This window comes from Kluyvera sp. (assembly GCF_965301105.1).
The window spans coordinates 102,993-121,384 of sequence record NZ_CBDKZX010000005.1 but is presented as its reverse complement, the minus strand read 5'-3'; the positions used below and the strand labels follow the sequence as shown (position 1 = coordinate 121,384).

12 protein-coding genes are annotated in these 18,392 nt (G+C 58.5%); 10 read left to right on the top strand and 2 right to left on the bottom strand.

Annotation, left to right across the window (positions count from 1 at the left end; all coding sequences use genetic code 11):
• Window positions 1-151: 151 nt before the first annotated feature.
• Window positions 152-2,491, top strand: a complete 2,340-nt coding sequence (locus ACW14G_RS03730) for a PAS domain S-box protein (protein WP_349292916.1) — start codon at window positions 152-154, stop codon at window positions 2,489-2,491.
• Here the strand turns inward: ACW14G_RS03730 and alkA are convergent.
• Complete coding sequence (gene alkA, locus ACW14G_RS03725; protein WP_249023048.1) at window positions 2,428-3,285, bottom strand: DNA-3-methyladenine glycosylase 2; 858 nt, start codon at window positions 3,283-3,285, stop codon at window positions 2,428-2,430. The two genes, ACW14G_RS03730 and alkA, sit on opposite strands and share 64 nt — an antisense overlap.
• A 148-nt stretch (window positions 3,286-3,433) precedes the next feature.
• Here alkA and yegD point away from each other — a divergent pair, with 148 nt between their 5' ends.
• Entirely contained in the window at window positions 3,434-4,786 is a 1,353-nt protein-coding gene (gene yegD / locus ACW14G_RS03720) for a molecular chaperone (RefSeq protein WP_249023307.1), read from the top strand.
• A gap of 82 nt (window positions 4,787-4,868) precedes the next feature.
• Here yegD and ACW14G_RS03715 read toward each other — a convergent pair whose 3' ends face one another.
• Window positions 4,869-4,928 (bottom strand): type I toxin-antitoxin system Ibs family toxin, encoded by a 60-nt coding sequence (locus tag ACW14G_RS03715; RefSeq protein ID WP_112919032.1) that lies wholly within the window; start codon window positions 4,926-4,928, stop codon window positions 4,869-4,871.
• A gap of 252 nt (window positions 4,929-5,180) precedes the next feature.
• Here ACW14G_RS03715 and ACW14G_RS03710 point away from each other — a divergent pair, with 252 nt between their 5' ends.
• The 8 genes from ACW14G_RS03710 (at window position 5,181) to trhP (ending at window position 18,194) form a co-directional block, all read left to right on the top strand.
• Window positions 5,181-6,434, top strand: coding sequence for an MdtA/MuxA family multidrug efflux RND transporter periplasmic adaptor subunit (locus tag ACW14G_RS03710; protein ID WP_249023047.1), 1,254 nt, complete (start codon window positions 5,181-5,183; stop codon window positions 6,432-6,434).
• Window positions 6,434-9,556 (top strand): MdtB/MuxB family multidrug efflux RND transporter permease subunit, encoded by a 3,123-nt coding sequence (locus ACW14G_RS03705; protein ID WP_167575467.1) that lies wholly within the window; start codon window positions 6,434-6,436, stop codon window positions 9,554-9,556. The genes ACW14G_RS03710 and ACW14G_RS03705 overlap by 1 nt, the downstream gene beginning before the upstream one ends.
• A complete protein-coding gene (gene mdtC / locus ACW14G_RS03700) occupies window positions 9,557-12,634 on the top strand; it encodes a multidrug efflux RND transporter permease subunit MdtC (protein ID WP_249023046.1) in 3,078 nt (1,025 codons plus the stop codon).
• Between the two features lie 2 nt (window positions 12,635-12,636).
• The gene (gene mdtD / locus ACW14G_RS03695; RefSeq protein WP_249023045.1) at window positions 12,637-14,049 is read left to right on the top strand and encodes an MFS transporter; all 1,413 of its coding nucleotides are present in this window, start codon (window positions 12,637-12,639) and stop codon (window positions 14,047-14,049) included.
• Window positions 14,050-14,052: 3 nt separating this feature from the next.
• A complete protein-coding gene (gene baeS, locus ACW14G_RS03690; protein WP_249023044.1) occupies window positions 14,053-15,504 on the top strand; it encodes an envelope stress sensor histidine kinase BaeS in 1,452 nt (483 codons plus the stop codon).
• On the top strand, window positions 15,501-16,223 hold the full coding sequence (baeR, locus tag ACW14G_RS03685; RefSeq protein ID WP_249023043.1) for an envelope stress response regulator BaeR: 723 nt from the start codon (window positions 15,501-15,503) through the stop codon (window positions 16,221-16,223). The genes baeS and baeR overlap by 4 nt, the downstream gene beginning before the upstream one ends.
• A 123-nt stretch (window positions 16,224-16,346) precedes the next feature.
• Complete coding sequence (locus ACW14G_RS03680) at window positions 16,347-16,679, top strand: YegP family protein (RefSeq protein ID WP_167575462.1); 333 nt, start codon at window positions 16,347-16,349, stop codon at window positions 16,677-16,679.
• Between the two features lie 153 nt (window positions 16,680-16,832).
• A complete protein-coding gene (gene trhP, locus ACW14G_RS03675) occupies window positions 16,833-18,194 on the top strand; it encodes a prephenate-dependent tRNA uridine(34) hydroxylase TrhP (protein ID WP_455648482.1) in 1,362 nt (453 codons plus the stop codon).
• Window positions 18,195-18,392: the final 198 nt, after the last annotated feature.

Sequence of the window (18,392 nt, the reverse complement as noted above, 5' to 3'; positions counted from 1 at the left end):
ACTAGTCGAATACAACGATCGGCGATGACAAAAGGAGAAACGCCCGTACGTCGGATTCTACTGACGTCATACATTAACGAATATGATATTACAGGTGACACAAACTGATGATTATTGTCAATTAGCGTCACATATCTGATAAATTCCGCTAATGTTGTTGCATAATCGCGGCTTAATTCAGCATGGCCGGAGCAGCGTCGCCTCCGGAAAAACAGTGGTAATGAAGAACAATATCAGCGTTAAACCTCTCCGACCCGCGTCACAACAGCACTCACTGCAAATACTGTTTGGTTTGTGGGCTGCGACATTTTTGTTCACCCTCTTTTCATTATCACTCATGCACACTCACAACGTGCTATCGCCGGTCTGGTTTCCGACGGCCATCATGACCGTCGCCTTCTACCGTGTTAAGCGTTCGCTATGGCCCTGCATGAGCGTTGCTGGCGTATTGGGAATTGTCCTCGCCACCGCGCTTTACGCTCCCGAGCAGAATGGACTGTTACACCCGTTGACCAATCTTATGGAAGCGCTTGTTGGCGCGTTACTGCTGCGCCGATGGCTGAACCTCGACAACCCGCTAAGAAACTTACGCCACTGGACTCAAATGGCGATCGCCACCGCGCTGATCCCGCCATTGTTGAGCGGTATTGTGGTGGCCAGTTTGACGCCCGGAGACAATGCTTTCCAGACCTTGCTGGTCTGGATGCTTTCGGATGCCTCAGGTGCCCTGGCATTAGTTCCACTGGGAATGCTCATCCGGGCAGACTATTTTCAGCGTTATCGTAATCGCACGCTGCTGATCTCAACGCTTCTGACCGCAGCCATTACCCTCGTGCTCAGCGTGATCGCCATGTTGTATCTGCCCTGGCCGTTTACCTTCATAATGGTACTCATGATGTGGAGCGCGGTACGTCTGCCGCGTATTGAAGCCTTCCTGATCTTTTTACTCCTCATCATGATGGCTCTGACCCTCTCCGCGCAGCATCCGCTGGTACAGGAGAACATCGAAAACACCCTTAACAACTACCGGCTGAGCAATATGCTGGGGCTGCCGTTTCTGATGGTGCAATTGCCCACAGGGGTAATGAGCATCGCGATGTATGCCGTATACAGTGAACGGCGCCGCATTGCGGAAAGTGAAACCCGCTTTCGTAACGCCATGGAATACTCGGCCGTCGGCATGGCGATAGTCGATGCCTATGGGCAGTGGCTGCAGGTCAATAAAGCGCTGAGTAAGTTTCTTGGCTATCCCCCTGACGAACTGCATCAAATGACCTTCCAGCAGGTCACCTGGCCGGAAGATTTAGCACAAGACCTTGAACAGCTGGACCGTCTGGCGCGTGGCGAAATTGAGAGCTACTCGCTTGAAAAGCGCTACCGTACCCGCCAGGGCGAGGCGGTCTGGGCGCTGCTGGCCGTCTCGCTGGTACGCAACGCTGATGGAACGCCGCTCTATTTCATCCAACAGATTGAAGATATTAACGATCTGAAAAAGAGCCGCGAAGCCAACAAACGGCTGATGGCGGAGATAACCGAAACCAACGAAGCGTTGTTCCAGGAAAAAGAACGCCTGCACATCACTCTCGACTCCATTCGTGAAGCGGTGATCAGCGCCGACAGCCAGCAAAACATTATCTTTATGAACCCGGTTGCCGAGAAAATCAGCGGCTGGAAGCAGGCTGAGGCGCAAGGGAAATCATTGCACGAGGTGCTGTATATTACGCAGGGAGACCAGGGCCCCCGGCTGGAGAATTTGTACAGCGATGAAAACCTGGATAGCGATATTGAGTTGAACAAAGTCCTGCATAGCCGCTACGGCGGCAGTTTTGATATTCACCACAGCATGACCCCGCTCAGTACCCAGGAAGGTGAGCATATCGGTTTTGTGCTGGTCATTCAGGACGTCACGGAATCGCGCCGCCTGCTGCGCCAGCTCAGCTACAGCGCCAGCCACGACGCGCTCACCGGCTTGCCCAATCGTTCCAGCTTTGAAAGCCAGCTGAAAGGCCTGCTGAAATCATTGCCCGGAGGGCATCAGTCGCATGCGCTGGTGATGCTCGACCTCGATTTCTTCAAAGCCGTCAACGACAGTGCCGGGCACGCTGCCGGTGACGCGCTACTGCGTGAAATTGCCGGGCTAATGCGCTCGCTGCTGCGACCGGGCGATATTCTGGCGCGACTTGGCGGTGATGAATTTGGCTTTATTCTGCGTCACTGCTCTACCGAGCAGGCGCTTAGCGCCAGCGAGCGCATTGTCGATGCCATTAAACATTACGAATTTTTCTGGGCAGGACGGTTGCACCGTATTGGCGCCAGCGCGGGGCTGACGTTGATTCACAACCATAACGCCCAACTGGCGGAAGTGCTGGTTCAGGCCGATGCCGCCTGCTACACCTCAAAAAATAACGGTCGCGGTATCGTGACGGTTTATACCCCGGTATATTCTTCTGGCGACCAGTCGTCGGCGTGCCAGATATGCAATAACGCGTAAGATCGCCAGGGCTGCCAACGTTCGGCATAACGGCGAATCTGCGCGGGCGTCATACCCGGGAAGCGCTGCTTAATCAGGTAGTCGTCCGGCAAAAAGATATCTTTCGCCTGCCAGGCGCGCAGGGCAAAGTAGTTTGCCGTCCAACGGCCAATGCCGGGATATTGTTGTAGCGCTTTTAGCGCCTGATCCACATCGTCTGGCTGCGTTTGCGGCAGTTCTCCGCTAAGCGCAACCTGGGCAAAATGTATTAACGCTTCCGCCCGTTTGAGCGGCATGCCCAGTGCTTTCAGCGCCGCCGGGTCCGCCGCCGCCAGCCGCTCTGGCGTTGGGAACAATGAGAAAGAGGCGTCCTGTGCGAGCGGCTCGCCATACAGCGCCACCACTTTACCGGTCAGCTTCGCGGCCATCGTCACGCTCACCAGTTGCCCGAGAATCGCCCGCACGCCCTGTTCAAAGGCGTCCAGCGCGCCAGGCAGTCGTAACCCCGGCTTTGCCGCCGCCAGCGTTCCGAGCGCGCGCGATATTTGTTGTGGATCGCAGTGCAGATCCAGCAATTTCGCCACCCGCATCAGCGCTTCGTCAGCGACTGGCAGCAGCCCGGCGGAAAGCGTGACCCGCAGCACCTGGCGGGCGGGATAAGGCGTCATGGTGATAAGCCCATGGTGTGGCCCGAGCCCCCAACTGCGGGTATAGCTTTGATCATGGAAACATTCGATACCTGCGACAGCACGCGCCTGTAAAAAACCGAACATCCAGCGCCAGTCATATGGCGGCAGCCAGGGCAGTTCAAACATCCTTTATCCTTCTCGTTAGACAGCAAAGATTGCGTTACAGCATAGCGGTTAATCAATGGGAAAACCTTGCTTTCATATTCCTGTTGCCGCCATCACCACATTCCGCTAAAGTCGCCCCCCTTTCTTCACTGGCATGGGGATGATTGACGTGTTTATTGGTTTTGACTACGGGACGGCGAACTGCTCTGTCGCCGTGATGCAGGATGGCGCACCGCGCATGCTGATGATGGAAAACGGCAGTTCCCTACTGCCGTCCATGCTGTCGGCCCCGACCCGCGAAGCGGTCAGCGAGTGGCTGTACCGCCACCATCAGGTACCGGCAACGGGTGATGAAACTCAGGCGCTGCTGCGTCGGGCGATGAACTACAACCGCGACGAAGATATCGAGGTACTGGGCAATAGCGTGCAGTTCGGCCTCGCGTCGCTCAAGCAGTACATCGACGATCCGGAAGAGGTGTACTTTGTTAAGTCGCCTAAATCCTTCCTCGGCGCTAGCGGCCTCAAGCCGCAGCAGGTCGCCGTCTTCGAAGATCTGGTCTGTTCGATGATGCTGCATATTCGCCAGCAGGCGCAGTCACAGCTTCAGGAAACCATCGAGCAGGCGGTAATTGGTCGCCCGATTAACTTCCAGGGTCTGGGTGGCGATGAAGCCAACACACAGGCGGTAGGTATTCTGCAACGCGCGGCGCAGCGTGCCGGCTTCCGCGACGTGGTTTTCCAGTACGAACCGGTTGCCGCCGGTCTGGATTTCGAAGCCAACCTCAGCGAGGAAAAACGCGTGCTGGTGGTCGACATCGGTGGCGGCACCACCGACTGCTCGGTGCTGCTGATGGGGCCGCAGTGGCGGACCCGTCATGACCGCGAACAGAGCCTGCTCGGCCACAGCGGCTGTCGGGTGGGCGGTAACGATCTGGACATCGCGCTGGCGTTTAAAAGCCTGATGCCGCTGCTCGGCATGGGCGGCGAAACCGAAAAAGGCATCGCCCTGCCCATTCTGCCCTGGTGGAACGCGGTGGCGATCAACGATGTTCCGGCGCAGACCGACTTCTACAGCTCAGCCAATGGCCGCCTGCTGCGTGACCTGGCGCGCGATGCCCGCGATGCGGAAAAGGTCGCTCTGCTCTACAAGGTATGGCAGCAGCGTTTAAGCTACCGTCTGGTGCGCAGCGCGGAAGAGAGCAAAATCGCCTTGTCCGAAAGCGCACAAATCGATACCCACCTGCCGTTTATCAGCGACACGCTGGCCACCGCCATCAGCCAGGACGGGCTGGAAGCGGCGCTGAACCAGCCGCTGACCCGTATTCTTGAGCAGGTACAACTGGCGTTAGAAAACAGTAGCGAAAAGCCGGACGTCATTTATTTAACCGGCGGCAGCGCGCGCTCGCCGCTGATTAAAAAAGCGCTTGCCGAACAGCTGCCGGGCATTCCCGTTGCCGGTGGCGACGATTTTGGCTCGGTCACCGCCGGTCTGGCCCGCTGGGCGCAGGTGGTTTTTGCCTGATATATCGTCGTTGACTTCGCTGTTTTTTCGACCTATCGTAAAGGAATGAGGGTAAGGGAGGATTGCTCCTCCCCCTGGTATCTTAGTAAGCCGGTAAGCTAATGACTAAGAGTATTACCAGTATGATGACTAGCCTCATCATAACCCTTTCCTTATATAAGGCCCCTTCGTCAGGAGGGGCTTTCCTGTTTTAGCGCCCTGCTAAACGCCGCTGACGGTAGCAGACGCGGCGATTGCGCGGTTTTTCATCGCCGCGGATTGCGAGGAGCCTCGTAAAGCTGACGCGATTCAGACGATTCCTTCCGTGTTTCATATTTCCTCCATTTTTCCCGAGCGTTCCGTTACTAAACTAGTATCATTTCGTGAAATGATTCAGGACGAGACACCTATAACGATGAAAGGCAGTCATAAGATTCGCTGGCGGGTAGCGCTGGCCGTGCTGGTGGTGGTCGCGGGGGCGGCTGGCATCTGGCACTTTAGCAGCAATTCTGACACCTCGGGTTCCACCGCAGCCAAACCGGCGGGAGCGCCGTCAGCTGGCGGCGGGCGACACGGTGGACGCTTTGGCGGCGCGCTGGCGCCGGTCCAGGCCGCTACCGCCACCAGTGAAGCGGTACCGCGCTACCTCAGCGGGCTGGGCACCATTACCGCTGCCAATACCGTTACCGTGCGCAGCCGCGTCGACGGCCAACTGATGGCCATTCACTTCCAGGAAGGCCAGCAGGTCAAAGCCGGCGATCTGCTGGCGGAAATTGACCCCAGCCAGTTTAAAGTGGCGCTGGCTCAGGCGCAGGGGCAGTTGGCTAAAGATAAAGCCACGCTCGCTAATGCACGTCGTGATTTAGCCCGCTATCAGCAACTGGTCAAAACCAATCTTGTCTCTCGCCAGGAGCTGGATACCCAGCAATCGCTGGTGAGCGAAACCGAAGGCACGATTAAAGCCGACCAGGCCGCCGTCGCCAGCGCCCAGCTGCAGCTCGACTGGAGCCGCATCACCGCGCCGATTGACGGTCGCGTGGGATTAAAACAGGTGGATATCGGCAACCAGATTTCCAGCGGTGATACCACCGGTATCGTCGTGCTGACCCAAACGCATCCGATCGATCTCGTCTTCACCCTGCCGGAAAACGACATCGCCACCGTGGTGGCCGCGCAAAAGGCCGGTAAAACGCTGGTGGTAGAAGCCTGGGATCGCACCAACAAACAGAAGCTGAGCGAGGGCACGCTGCTGAGCCTCGACAACCAAATTGACGCCACCACCGGCACCATCAAGCTGAAGGCCCGTTTCAACAACCAGGACGACGCGCTGTTCCCGAACCAGTTTGTTAACGCGCGTATGCTGGTTGATACCCAGCAAAATGCGGTGGTCATCCCAACCGCGGCGCTGCAAATGGGCAATGACGGTCACTTCGTGTGGGTGCTGAACAGCGACAACAAAGTCAGCAAACACACCGTGATTCCAGGTATCCAGGATAGCCAGAAAGTGGTGATTGATGCCGGACTCTCAGCGGGCGACCGGGTGGTCACCGACGGTATCGACCGCTTAACCGAAGGGGCGAAAGTGGAAGTGGTTACCGCTCATGACGCCTCCACCGCAGGCGCGGAAAAACCGGCCGCCGCAGCAGGCCATAAAGGAGCGCGCGGCTGATGCAAGTGTTACCGCCGAGCAATACGGGCGGCCCATCCCGCCTGTTTATTATGCGCCCTGTCGCCACCACGCTGTTGATGGTGGCGATTTTGCTGGCCGGGATCATCGGCTACCGCTTCCTGCCGGTCTCCGCGCTGCCGGAGGTGGACTATCCGACCATTCAGGTGGTGACGCTCTATCCGGGCGCTAGCCCCGACGTGGTGACCTCAGCGATAACCGCGCCGCTCGAACGCCAGTTCGGCCAGATGTCCGGCCTGAAGCAAATGTCGTCGCAAAGCTCCGGCGGCGCGTCGGTCGTCACCCTTCAGTTCCAGCTTACCCTGCCACTGGATGTCGCCGAGCAGGAAGTCCAGGCTGCCATTAACGCCGCCACTAACCTGCTGCCCAGCGACCTGCCTAACCCACCGGTCTACAGCAAGGTCAACCCGGCGGATCCGCCGATCATGACCCTCGCCGTCACCTCTTCCGCCACGCCGATGACGGAAGTAGAAGACATGGTGGAAACCCGCGTGGCGCAGAAAATTTCCCAGGTCTCCGGCGTCGGTCTGGTAACGCTCGCCGGCGGCCAGCGCCCGGCCGTGCGCGTGAAGCTCAACGCCCAGGCTATCGCCGCGCTGGGGCTGACCAGCGAAGATATTCGCACCGCCATTACCAGCGCCAACGTCAACTCGGCCAAGGGCAGCCTCGATGGCCCGGCACGCGCGGTGACGCTCTCGGCCAACGACCAGATGCAGTCGGCGCAGGAGTATCGGGCGCTGATTATCGCCTATAAAAACGGTGCGGCTATTCGCTTAGGCGACGTGGCAACCATCGAGCAAGGCGCTGAAAACACCTGGCTTGGCGCATGGGCGAACAAAAAGCAGGCCATCGTGATGAACGTCCAGCGCCAGCCTGGCGCAAACATCATCTCGACGGCGGACAGCATCCGCCAGATGCTGCCGCAGCTAACCGAAAGCCTGCCGAAATCCGTTAAGGTCGAGGTCCTGTCTGACCGTACCACTAACATTCGCGCCTCGGTTTCCGACACCCAGTTTGAGCTGATGCTGGCGATTGCGCTGGTGGTGATGATCATCTATCTGTTCCTGCGCAACGTCCCGGCAACCATTATCCCCGGCGTCGCCGTGCCGCTGTCGCTGGTCGGCACCTTCGCGGTGATGGTGTTCCTCGATTTTTCCATCAACAACCTGACGCTGATGGCGCTGACCATCGCCACCGGCTTCGTGGTCGATGACGCCATCGTGGTGATCGAGAATATCTCGCGCTATATCGAAAAAGGCGAAAAACCGATGGCCGCTGCGCTGAAAGGCGCGGGTGAGATTGGTTTCACCATTATCTCGTTGACCTTCTCGCTGATCGCGGTGCTGATCCCGCTGCTGTTTATGGGCGATATCGTGGGCCGTCTGTTCCGCGAATTCGCCGTCACGCTGGCAGTGGCGATACTCATCTCGGCAGTCGTGTCGTTAACCCTGACGCCGATGATGTGCGCGCGCATGCTCAGCCACGAATCGCTGCGTAAACAGAACCGTTTCTCCCGCGCCAGCGAGCGCTTCTTCGACCGGGTGATTGCAGGCTACGGCCATCTGCTGGCCCGCGTGCTGAATCATCCGTGGCTGACGCTCGGCGTGGCGCTGGGTACGCTGGCGCTGTCTGTTATCCTGTGGATCGCCATTCCGAAAGGCTTCTTCCCGATTCAGGACAACGGCATTATTCAGGGCACGCTACAGGCGCCGCAGTCGGTGTCGTTCGCCAGCATGGCGCAACGCCAGCAGACGGTTGCCGACGCCATCCTGAAAGATCCGGCGGTAGAAAGTCTCACGTCGTTTGTCGGCGTCGACGGCACCAACCCGGCGCTCAACAGCGCACGTTTGCAGATCAACCTGAAACCGCTCGACGAGCGTGACGATCGGGTACAGACGGTCATTAGCCGGCTACAACACGCGGTTGACCGCATTCCCGGCATCGAATTGTATCTCCAGCCGACGCAGGATCTGACCATCGACACCACCGTCAGCCGCACGCAGTACCAGTTTACGCTGCAGGCCAACTCGCTGGATGCGCTCAGCGAATGGGTGCCGCAGCTGATGACCCAGCTTCAGGCGCTGCCGCAGCTTTCCGATGTCAGCAGCGACTGGCAGGACAAAGGGCTGGTGGCCTACGTTAACGTCGACCGCGATAGCGCCAGCCGTCTCGGTATTTCAATGGCCGACGTCGATAACGCGCTGTACAACGCCTTTGGTCAACGTCTGATTTCAACCATCTATACCCAGGCCAACCAGTACCGCGTGGTGCTGGAGCACGACACCCGCGCCACGCCGGGCCTGGCGGCGCTGGATAACGTGCGCCTGACCAGCAGCGATGGCGGCATCGTGCCGCTGACGGCGATCGCCAAAATTGAACAGCGCTTTGCGCCGCTGTCGATTAACCACCTCGACCAGTTCCCGGTGACCACCATTTCGTTCAACGTGCCGGATAACTACTCGCTGGGCGATGCGGTACAGGCCATTCTGGACAGTGAGAAAACCCTGAACTTCCCGGCGGATATCCGTACCGAGTTCCAGGGTAGCACCCTCGCCTTCCAGTCGGCGCTGAGCAGCACCATCTGGCTGGTGGTCGCGGCGGTGGTGGCGATGTATATCGTGCTCGGCGTGCTGTATGAGAGCTTTATCCACCCGATCACCATTCTCTCGACCCTGCCGACCGCTGGGGTCGGCGCGCTGCTGGCATTAATGCTGGCGGGCAACGAACTGGACGTGATCGCCATTATCGGCATCATCCTGTTGATCGGTATCGTTAAGAAAAACGCGATCATGATGATCGACTTTGCGCTGGCCGCCGAGCGTGAGCAGGGAATGGCGCCGCGTGAAGCGATTTATCAGGCCTGTCTGCTGCGTTTCCGTCCGATTCTGATGACCACGCTCGCCGCGCTGCTTGGCGCGCTGCCGTTGATGCTGAGCACCGGCGTTGGCGCCGAGCTGCGTCGCCCGCTGGGGATCGGCATGGTGGGCGGCCTGCTGGTCAGCCAGGTACTCACCCTGTTTACGACACCAGTGATTTACCTGCTGTTTGACCGCCTGTCGCTGTACCTGAAAAGCCGCTTCCCGCGCCGTGAAGAGGAAGCGTAAGTGAAATTTTTTGCCCTCTTCATCTACCGCCCGGTGGCGACGATCCTGATATCCGTCGCCATCACCCTCTGCGGCGTGCTCGGCTTTCGTCTGCTCCCGGTGGCCCCGCTGCCGCAGGTCGACTTTCCGGTGATTATGGTCAGCGCCTCGCTGCCCGGCGCATCGCCGGAAACCATGGCCTCGTCGGTGGCGACCCCGCTGGAGCGCTCGTTAGGGCGCATTGCGGGCGTCAATGAGATGACCTCCAGCAGCTCGCTGGGCAGCACGCGTATCATTCTGGAATTTAACTTCGATCGCGATATTAACGGCGCGGCGCGCGACGTGCAGGCAGCGATTAACGCCGCGCAAAACCTGCTGCCAAGCGGGATGCCCAGTCGTCCGACCTATCGCAAAGCCAACCCGTCCGATGCGCCGATCATGATCCTGACGCTGACCTCGGATACCTACTCGCAGGGCGAGCTGTACGATTTCGCCTCCACCCAGCTGGCGCAAAGCATCGCGCAGATTGACGGCGTGGGCGACGTGGACGTCGGCGGTAGCTCGCTGCCCGCGGTGCGCGTTGACCTGAATCCGCAGGCGCTGTTTAACCAGGGCGTCTCGCTGGACGCGGTGCGCACGGCCATCAGCAACGCCAACGTGCGTAAACCGCAGGGGGCGATCGACGATAGCGCCCATCGCTGGCAGGTGCAGACTAACGATGAACTGAAAAAAGCCGCTGAGTACCAGCCGCTGATCGTGCACTACAACAACGGTGCGGCGGTGCGTTTGAGCGACGTGGCGACGGTCAGCGACTCGGTGCAGGACGTGCGTAACGCCGGGATGACCAACGCCAAACCGGCCATCCTGCTGATGATCCGCAAGCTGCCGGAAGCCAATATTATCGACACGGTCGATCGTATTCGCGCCGAGCTGCCGGAGCTGCAACAGACCATTCCCGCGGCTATCGACCTGCAAATTGCCCAGGACCGTTCGCCGACGATCCGCGCTTCGCTTGAGGAAGTTGAGCAAACGCTGGTGATCTCAGTGGCGCTGGTGATTCTGGTGGTGTTCCTGTTCCTGCGCTCCGGCCGCGCCACGCTGATTCCGGCGGTGGCGGTACCGGTCTCGCTGATCGGCACCTTCGCCGCGATGTACCTGTGCGGTTTCAGCCTCAACAACCTGTCGTTGATGGCGCTGACCATCGCCACCGGTTTCGTGGTCGATGACGCCATCGTGGTGCTGGAGAATATTTCCCGCCACCTGGAAGCGGGCATGAAACCGCTACAAGCCGCGCTACAGGGGAGCCGCGAAGTGGGCTTTACCGTCCTGTCGATGAGCGTTTCGCTGGTGGCGGTGTTCCTGCCGTTGCTGCTGATGGGCGGCCTGCCCGGCAGGCTGCTGCGGGAATTTGCGGTTACGCTGTCGGTGGCGATCGGTATTTCGCTGGCCGTTTCGCTAACCCTGACGCCGATGATGTGCGGCTGGATGCTGAAATCCAGCCGCCCGCATTCGCCAACCCGTAATAAAGGTTTGGGGCGTCTGCTGGTCGCCATGCAGCAGGGTTACGGCAAATCGCTGCGCTGGGTGCTGAACCATACGAAGCTGGTGGGGGTGGTGTTCCTGGCAACCATCGCGCTGAACGTCTGGCTGTATATTTCCATCCCGAAAACGTTCTTCCCGGAGCAGGATACCGGGGTGCTGATGGGCGGCATTCAGGCCGACCAGAGCATCTCCTTCCAGGCGATGCGCGGTAAGCTACAGGATTTCATGAAGATTATTCGTGAAGATCCGGCGGTGGATAACGTCACCGGTTTCACCGGCGGTTCCAGGGTGAACAGCGGAATGATGTTTATCACCCTGAAGTCGCGCGACGTGCGCCAGGAGTCGGCGCAGCAAATTATCGACCGATTGCGGAAAAAGCTGGCCAAAGAGCCGGGGGCCAACCTGTTCTTAATGGCGGTGCAGGACATCCGCGTGGGTGGCCGCCAGTCGAACGCCAGCTATCAGTACACGCTGTTGTCGGACGACCTCAGCGCGCTGCGTGAGTGGGAGCCCAAAATCCGCAAAGCGCTGGCGGCGCTGCCGGAGCTGGCGGACGTCAACTCGGATCAGCAGGACAACGGCGCAGAAATGGCGTTGGTCTACGATCGTGAAACCATGTCACGGCTGGGCATTAACGTCGAGGCGGCTAACAGCCTGCTGAACAACGCCTTCGGCCAGCGGCAGATCTCCACCATTTATCAACCGCTGAACCAGTACAAAGTGGTGATGGAGGTAGACCCCGTCTACACCCAGGATGTAAGCGCGCTGGATAAAATGTTCGTCATTAACAGCGACGGGAAAGCCATTCCGCTCTCTTATTTCGCCAAATGGCAGCCTTCCAACGCGCCGCTGTCGGTCAACCACCAGGGGCTGTCGGCGGCGTCGACCGTCTCCTTCAACCTGCCGACCGGTAAATCCCTGTCGGAAGCCAGCGACGCGATTAACCGCGCCATGACCCAGCTTGGCGTGCCGAACACGGTGCGCGGCTCGTTCGCCGGGACGGCGCAGGTATTCCAGGAGACAATGAATTCGCAGATTATCCTGATCATCGCCGCCATCGCCACGGTGTATATCGTGTTGGGGATCCTGTACGAGAGCTACGTGCACCCGCTGACCATTCTCTCCACGCTGCCGTCGGCGGGCGTTGGCGCGTTGCTGGCGCTGGAGCTGTTCAATGCCCCGTTCAGCCTAATCGCCCTTATCGGGATCATGCTATTAATTGGCATTGTGAAGAAAAACGCCATCATGATGGTCGACTTCGCCCTTGAAGCCCAGCGTAACGGCAATCTGCCGCCGGAACAGGCCATATTCCAGGCCTGTCTGCTGCGTTTTCGCCCGATAATGATGACCACGCTGGCGGCGCTGTTTGGCGCGCTGCCGCTGGTGATTTCGGGGGGCGATGGCTCCGAACTGCGTCAACCTCTCGGGATTACCATTGTAGGGGGTCTGGTGATGAGCCAGCTGTTAACCCTCTATACCACCCCGGTGGTTTATCTGTTCTTCGATCGTCTGCGTCTGCGTTTTTCGCGTCAACCCCGACAATCGGTAACTGAATAACGATGACTGAACTACCCGCTAACGTTCGTTGGCAACTCTGGATCGTGGCGTTCGGCTTTTTTATGCAATCGCTGGACACCACCATCGTCAACACCGCCCTCCCCTCCATGGCGTTAAGCCTGGGGGAGAGCCCGCTGCATATGCACATGGTGGTGGTCTCCTATGTGCTGACCGTCGCCGTCATGCTGCCCGCCAGCGGCTGGCTCGCCGATCGTGTCGGCGTGCGTAATATTTTCTTCACCGCCATTATCCTGTTCACCCTCGGCTCGCTGTTCTGCTCACTTTCCAGCACGCTCAATGAGCTGGTCATGGCGCGCGTGCTACAGGGGATTGGTGGCGCGATGATGGTGCCCGTCGGCAGGCTGACGGTGATGAAAATCGTTCCGCGCGAGCAGTATATGGCGGCAATGACCTTCGTCACCCTGCCCGGCCAGGTTGGCCCGCTGCTTGGCCCGGCTCTGGGCGGGATTCTGGTGGAATACGCCTCCTGGCACTGGATATTCCTGATTAACATCCCGGTTGGCATCGTGGGCGGTATCGCCACTTTGATGTTGATGCCTAACTACACCGTCCAGACGCGGAAATTTGATATTTCCGGTTTCGTGGTGCTGGCGCTGGGCATGGCAACGTTAACCTTAGCCCTCGACGGCCAGAAAGGCCTTGGCATTTCATCACTAACGATGGGCATGTTGGTCGCCGTCGGTATGTTGTCGATTGGATTGTATCTGTGGCATGCGCGCGGCAACGACAGCGCGCTGTTCAGCCTTAAGCTGTTTAACACCTCCACCTTCTCGCTGGGGCTGGCAGGCAGCTTTGCCGGGCGCATCGGCAGCGGCATGTTGCCGTTTATGACGCCGGTGTTCCTGCAAATCGGCCTTGGCTTCAGCCCCTTCCACGCAGGGCTGATGATGATTCCGATGGTGCTGGGCAGCATGGGCATGAAGCGGATAGTGGTGCAGGTGGTCAACCGCTTCGGTTACCGCCACGTGCTGGTATTCGCCACGCTCGGGCTGTCGTTAATCAGCCTGCTGTTTATGTTCACCGCGCTGGCAGGCTGGTACTACGCGCTACCGGTGGTGCTGTTTATTCAGGGAATGGTCAACTCCAGCCGTTTCTCCTCGATGAATACCCTGACGCTGAAAGACCTGCCGGACGAATTCGCCAGCAGCGGCAACAGCCTGCTGTCGATGATCATGCAGCTCTCCATGAGTATCGGCGTTACCATCGCCGGGATTCTGCTGGGCATGTTCGGCCAGCAGCACATTGCCATCGGCAGCGAGGCGACGCATCACGTCTTTATGTACACCTATATTTGTATGGCCATCATTATTGCGCTTCCCGCTCTCGTCTTCGCGCGCGTGCCGGACGACACCAGCAAAAACGTGGTTATTGCCCGACGCAAACTGAAGGAGTAGACCGTGAAATTATGGCGCCCGGGAATTTCCGGCAAACTGTTTCTCGCCATCTTAGCCACCTGCATCGTGCTGCTGATCAGCATGCATTGGGCCGTGCGTATTAGCTTTGAGCGCGGCTTTATTGACTATATCAAGCGTGGCAACGAGCAGCGGTTGCAGCTGCTGAGCGACGCGCTGGCTGAGCAGTATGCCCAGCACGGAAACTGGCGCTTCTTACGCAATAACGATCGTTTTATTTTCCAGATCCTCCGTTCGTTTGAACATGACAACAGTGATGACCGCCAGCCGCCCGGCCCTCCGGGGCCGGACGGCGAACCGCCTCGCGGCCCGGATCGCGGCGGCATGCCGCCGCACGGCTGGCGCACGCAGTTCTGGGTAGTCGACCAAAACGCTCGCGTGCTGGTCGGCCCGCGCGAAGCGGTGCCGCACGACGGCTCCCGGCGCGGCATTATCGTCAACGGTATGGAGGTCGGCGCGGTGATCGCTTCACCGGTCGAGCGGCTGACCCGCAACACCGATATCAACTTCGATCAACAGCAGCGCCGCACCAGTTGGCTTATCGTCGGGCTGGCGACATTGCTGGCGGCGCTGGCGACCTTCCCGCTGGCTCGCGGGTTGATTGCCCCGGTGCGGCGGCTGGTGGAAGGCACCCACAAGCTGGCGGCGGGCGACTTTTCCACCCGTGTCCCGGTGAGCAGCAGCGATGAACTCGGCAGACTGGCGCAGGACTTCAACCAGCTCGCCAGCACGCTGGAAAAAAACCAGCAGATGCGCCGCGACCTGATGGCCGATATCTCCCACGAGCTACGCACGCCGCTGGCGGTACTGCGCGGCGAGCTGGAGGCGATTCAGGACGGCGTACGCAAATTCACCCCGGAATCGGTCACCTCTTTGCAGGCCGAAGTCGCCACCCTGACCAAGCTGGTTGATGATCTGCATCAGTTATCGATGTCCGATGAAGGGGCGCTGGCCTACCAGAAAGCGCCGGTCGATATCATTAGCCTGATTGAAATCGCCGCCGATGCCTTCCGCGAACGTCTTGCCAGCCGTGGGCTGACGCTGAATCTGGCGCTGGCAGAAAACGCTACCGTGTTTGGCGATCCGGACCGCTTGATGCAGTTATTCAATAACCTGCTGGAAAACAGCCTGCGCTATACCGACAGCGGCGGCCAGGTGCTGATTCGCACCGAACTGCTCCCAAAAAGCATCGTGCTGGAATTCGCCGACAGCAGCCCCGGCGTCAGCGATGAACAGCTGGCGAGGCTATGCGAGCGTTTCTACCGTACCGAAGGTTCTCGCAACCGCGCCAGCGGCGGCTCTGGCCTGGGGTTGGCTATTTGCGCAAACATCGTCACCGCCCACGGCGGACACCTCAACGTTGGGCATTCGCCTTTTGGTGGGGTTAGCATTAAAGTAGAGTTACCGCTGGAACGTGTATTACCGAGAGAAATATGACCGAGTTACCGATTGATGAAAATGCCCCACGCATCCTGATTGTGGAAGATGAACCCAAGCTGGGGCAGTTGCTCATCGACTATTTACTGGCAGCGCACTACGCCCCGACGCTGATTAGCCACGGCGACAAAGTGCTGCCGTACGTGCATCAGACGCCGCCGGATCTCATCCTGCTGGATCTGATGCTGCCGGGTACCGACGGTCTCACCCTCTGCCGCGAAATTCGTCGCTTCTCCGACGTTCCTGTGGTTATGGTGACCGCTAAAATTGAAGAGATCGACCGTCTGCTGGGCTTAGAGATCGGCGCCGATGACTACATCTGCAAGCCGTACAGCCCGCGCGAAGTGGTTGCGCGCGTGAAAACCATTTTACGCCGCTGCAAGCCGCGTCACGAACTCCAAACGCTGGACGAACAAAGCCCGCTCATCGTTGATGAAAGCCGTTTTCAAGCCTCATGGCGCGATCGCCCGCTGGACCTCACCCCTGCCGAGTTTCGCCTGTTGAAAACGCTGTCGCAGGAGCCTGGCAAAGTGTTCTCGCGAGAACAATTGCTGAATCATCTGTACGACGACTACCGCGTGGTGACCGACCGTACCATCGACAGCCATATTAAAAACCTGCGCCGCAAGCTGGAATCGCTCGACGCCGATCAGTCGTTTATCCGCGCGGTGTACGGTGTAGGCTATCGCTGGGAAGCCGACGCCTGCCGCCTGGCCTGATGCCTTCGAGCGGCGCGCGCTCGCCGCTCTCACTTCTCCTCTGCTCGCAACTTCGCCAATTTCTCCCATACTCATAGTGTCAGTCGATACGTTCAACGATGTTAATTTAATCAAGGAGTCACCATGGCTGGTTGGTTTGAATTAAGCAAAAGCAGCAACGATCAGTTTCGATTTGTTCTGAAGGCGGGAAACGGGGAGGTTATTCTCACCAGCGAGCTGTACACCACCCGGGCGGCCGCGGAAAAAGGCATCGCCTCGGTGCGGGTCAACAGCCCGCAGGACGCGCATTATGAAAAGAAAACCGCCACCAACGGCAAATTTCACTTCAACCTGAAAGCGGGCAACCACCAGGTCATTGGCACCAGTCAACTGTACGCGACCGAGCAGTCGCGTGATAAAGGCATCGCCTCGGTAAAAACCAACGGCACCAGCGAGACCGTCAAAGATAATACCTGATGGCAGATCCTCCGCCGGGTTGTCTCCCGCGACGACCCGGCGCTTTACCTCGCCTCCCCACAGCGCTACAATGCCCGCCCTTAATGTGGGGGCACTCCCCAACTCGCCGCATCAGGTGCGGCGAATCTGACCTGTCATCAGAACGAGAAAATCATGTTTAAACCGGAACTCCTTTCCCCGGCGGGAACGCTGAAAAATATGCGTTACGCTTTCGCTTACGGCGCTGACGCGGTTTACGCGGGCCAACCTCGCTACTCCCTGCGCGTACGTAACAACGAATTCAATCACGAAAACTTGCAGCTCGGCATCAACGAAGCCCACGCGTTGGGTAAAAAATTCTATGTGGTCGTGAACATCGCGCCGCATAACGCCAAGCTGAAAACTTTTATTCGTGACCTGAAGCCGGTGGTGGATATGGGGCCGGATGCGCTGATTATGTCCGATCCGGGCCTGATTATGCTGGTGCGCGAGCACTTCCCGGAGATGGACATTCACCTGTCGGTACAGGCGAACGCCGTCAACTGGGCCACGGTGAAGTTCTGGAAACAGATGGGTCTGACCCGCGTCATTCTTTCTCGCGAACTGTCGCTGGAAGAAATTGAAGAAATTCGCAGCCAGGTGCCGGATATGGAGATTGAGATCTTCGTTCACGGCGCTCTGTGCATGGCCTACTCCGGCCGCTGCCTGCTTTCCGGCTACATCAACAAGCGCGACCCGAACCAGGGCACCTGCACCAACGCCTGCCGCTGGGAATATAACGTTCAGGAAGGCAAAGAGGATGACATCGGTAACATCGTGCATAAACACGAGCCGATTCCGGTCACCAACGTTGAGCCAACGCTGGGAATTGGCGCGCCTACCGACAGCGTGTTTATGATTGAAGAAGCCAAACGTCCAGGCGAGTACATGACCGCCTTTGAAGACGAGCACGGCACCTACATCATGAACTCGAAAGACCTGCGCGCCATTGCCCACGTTGAGCGTCTGACCCAGATGGGCGTGCACTCGCTGAAAATTGAAGGCCGTACTAAATCCTTCTACTACTGCGCGCGTACCGCACAGGTGTACCGCAAGGCCATCGACGATGCCGCCGCCGGCAAACCGTTCGACACCAGCCTGCTGGAAACCCTGGAAGGCCTGGCGCATCGCGGCTATACCGAAGGCTTCCTGCGTCGCCACACCCATGACGACTATCAGAACTACGAATACGGCTACTCGGTTTCCGAGCGTCAGCAGTTTGTCGGCGAATTTACCGGCGAGCGTAAAGGCAACCTGGCCGCGGTAGCGGTGAAAAACAAATTCCTGATTGGCGATAGCCTGGAGCTGATGACCCCGCAGGGCAACGTCAACTTCACGCTGGAACATATGGAAAACGCCAAAGGCGAAGTGATGCCCGTCGCGCCCGGCGACGGCCACACCGTATGGTTGCCCGTGCCGGAAGATATGGCGCTGGAGTATGGCCTGCTGATGCGTAATTTCTCAGGACAATCCACTCGCAATCCGCATAACGGCTAGTACATTTATATTGTTTTTCAATAGCAAGGATTCTTAGAAATGGATCACAGACGGAATTATTGATTCCAGATACTATTCCCTCGCTGAAAAACATAACCCATAAATGCTAGCTGTACCTAGGAACCACCTCCTTAGCCCGTGTAATCTCCCTTACACGGGCTTATTTTTTTGGCCTTCCCTCCTAAAGCGCATCGCCGT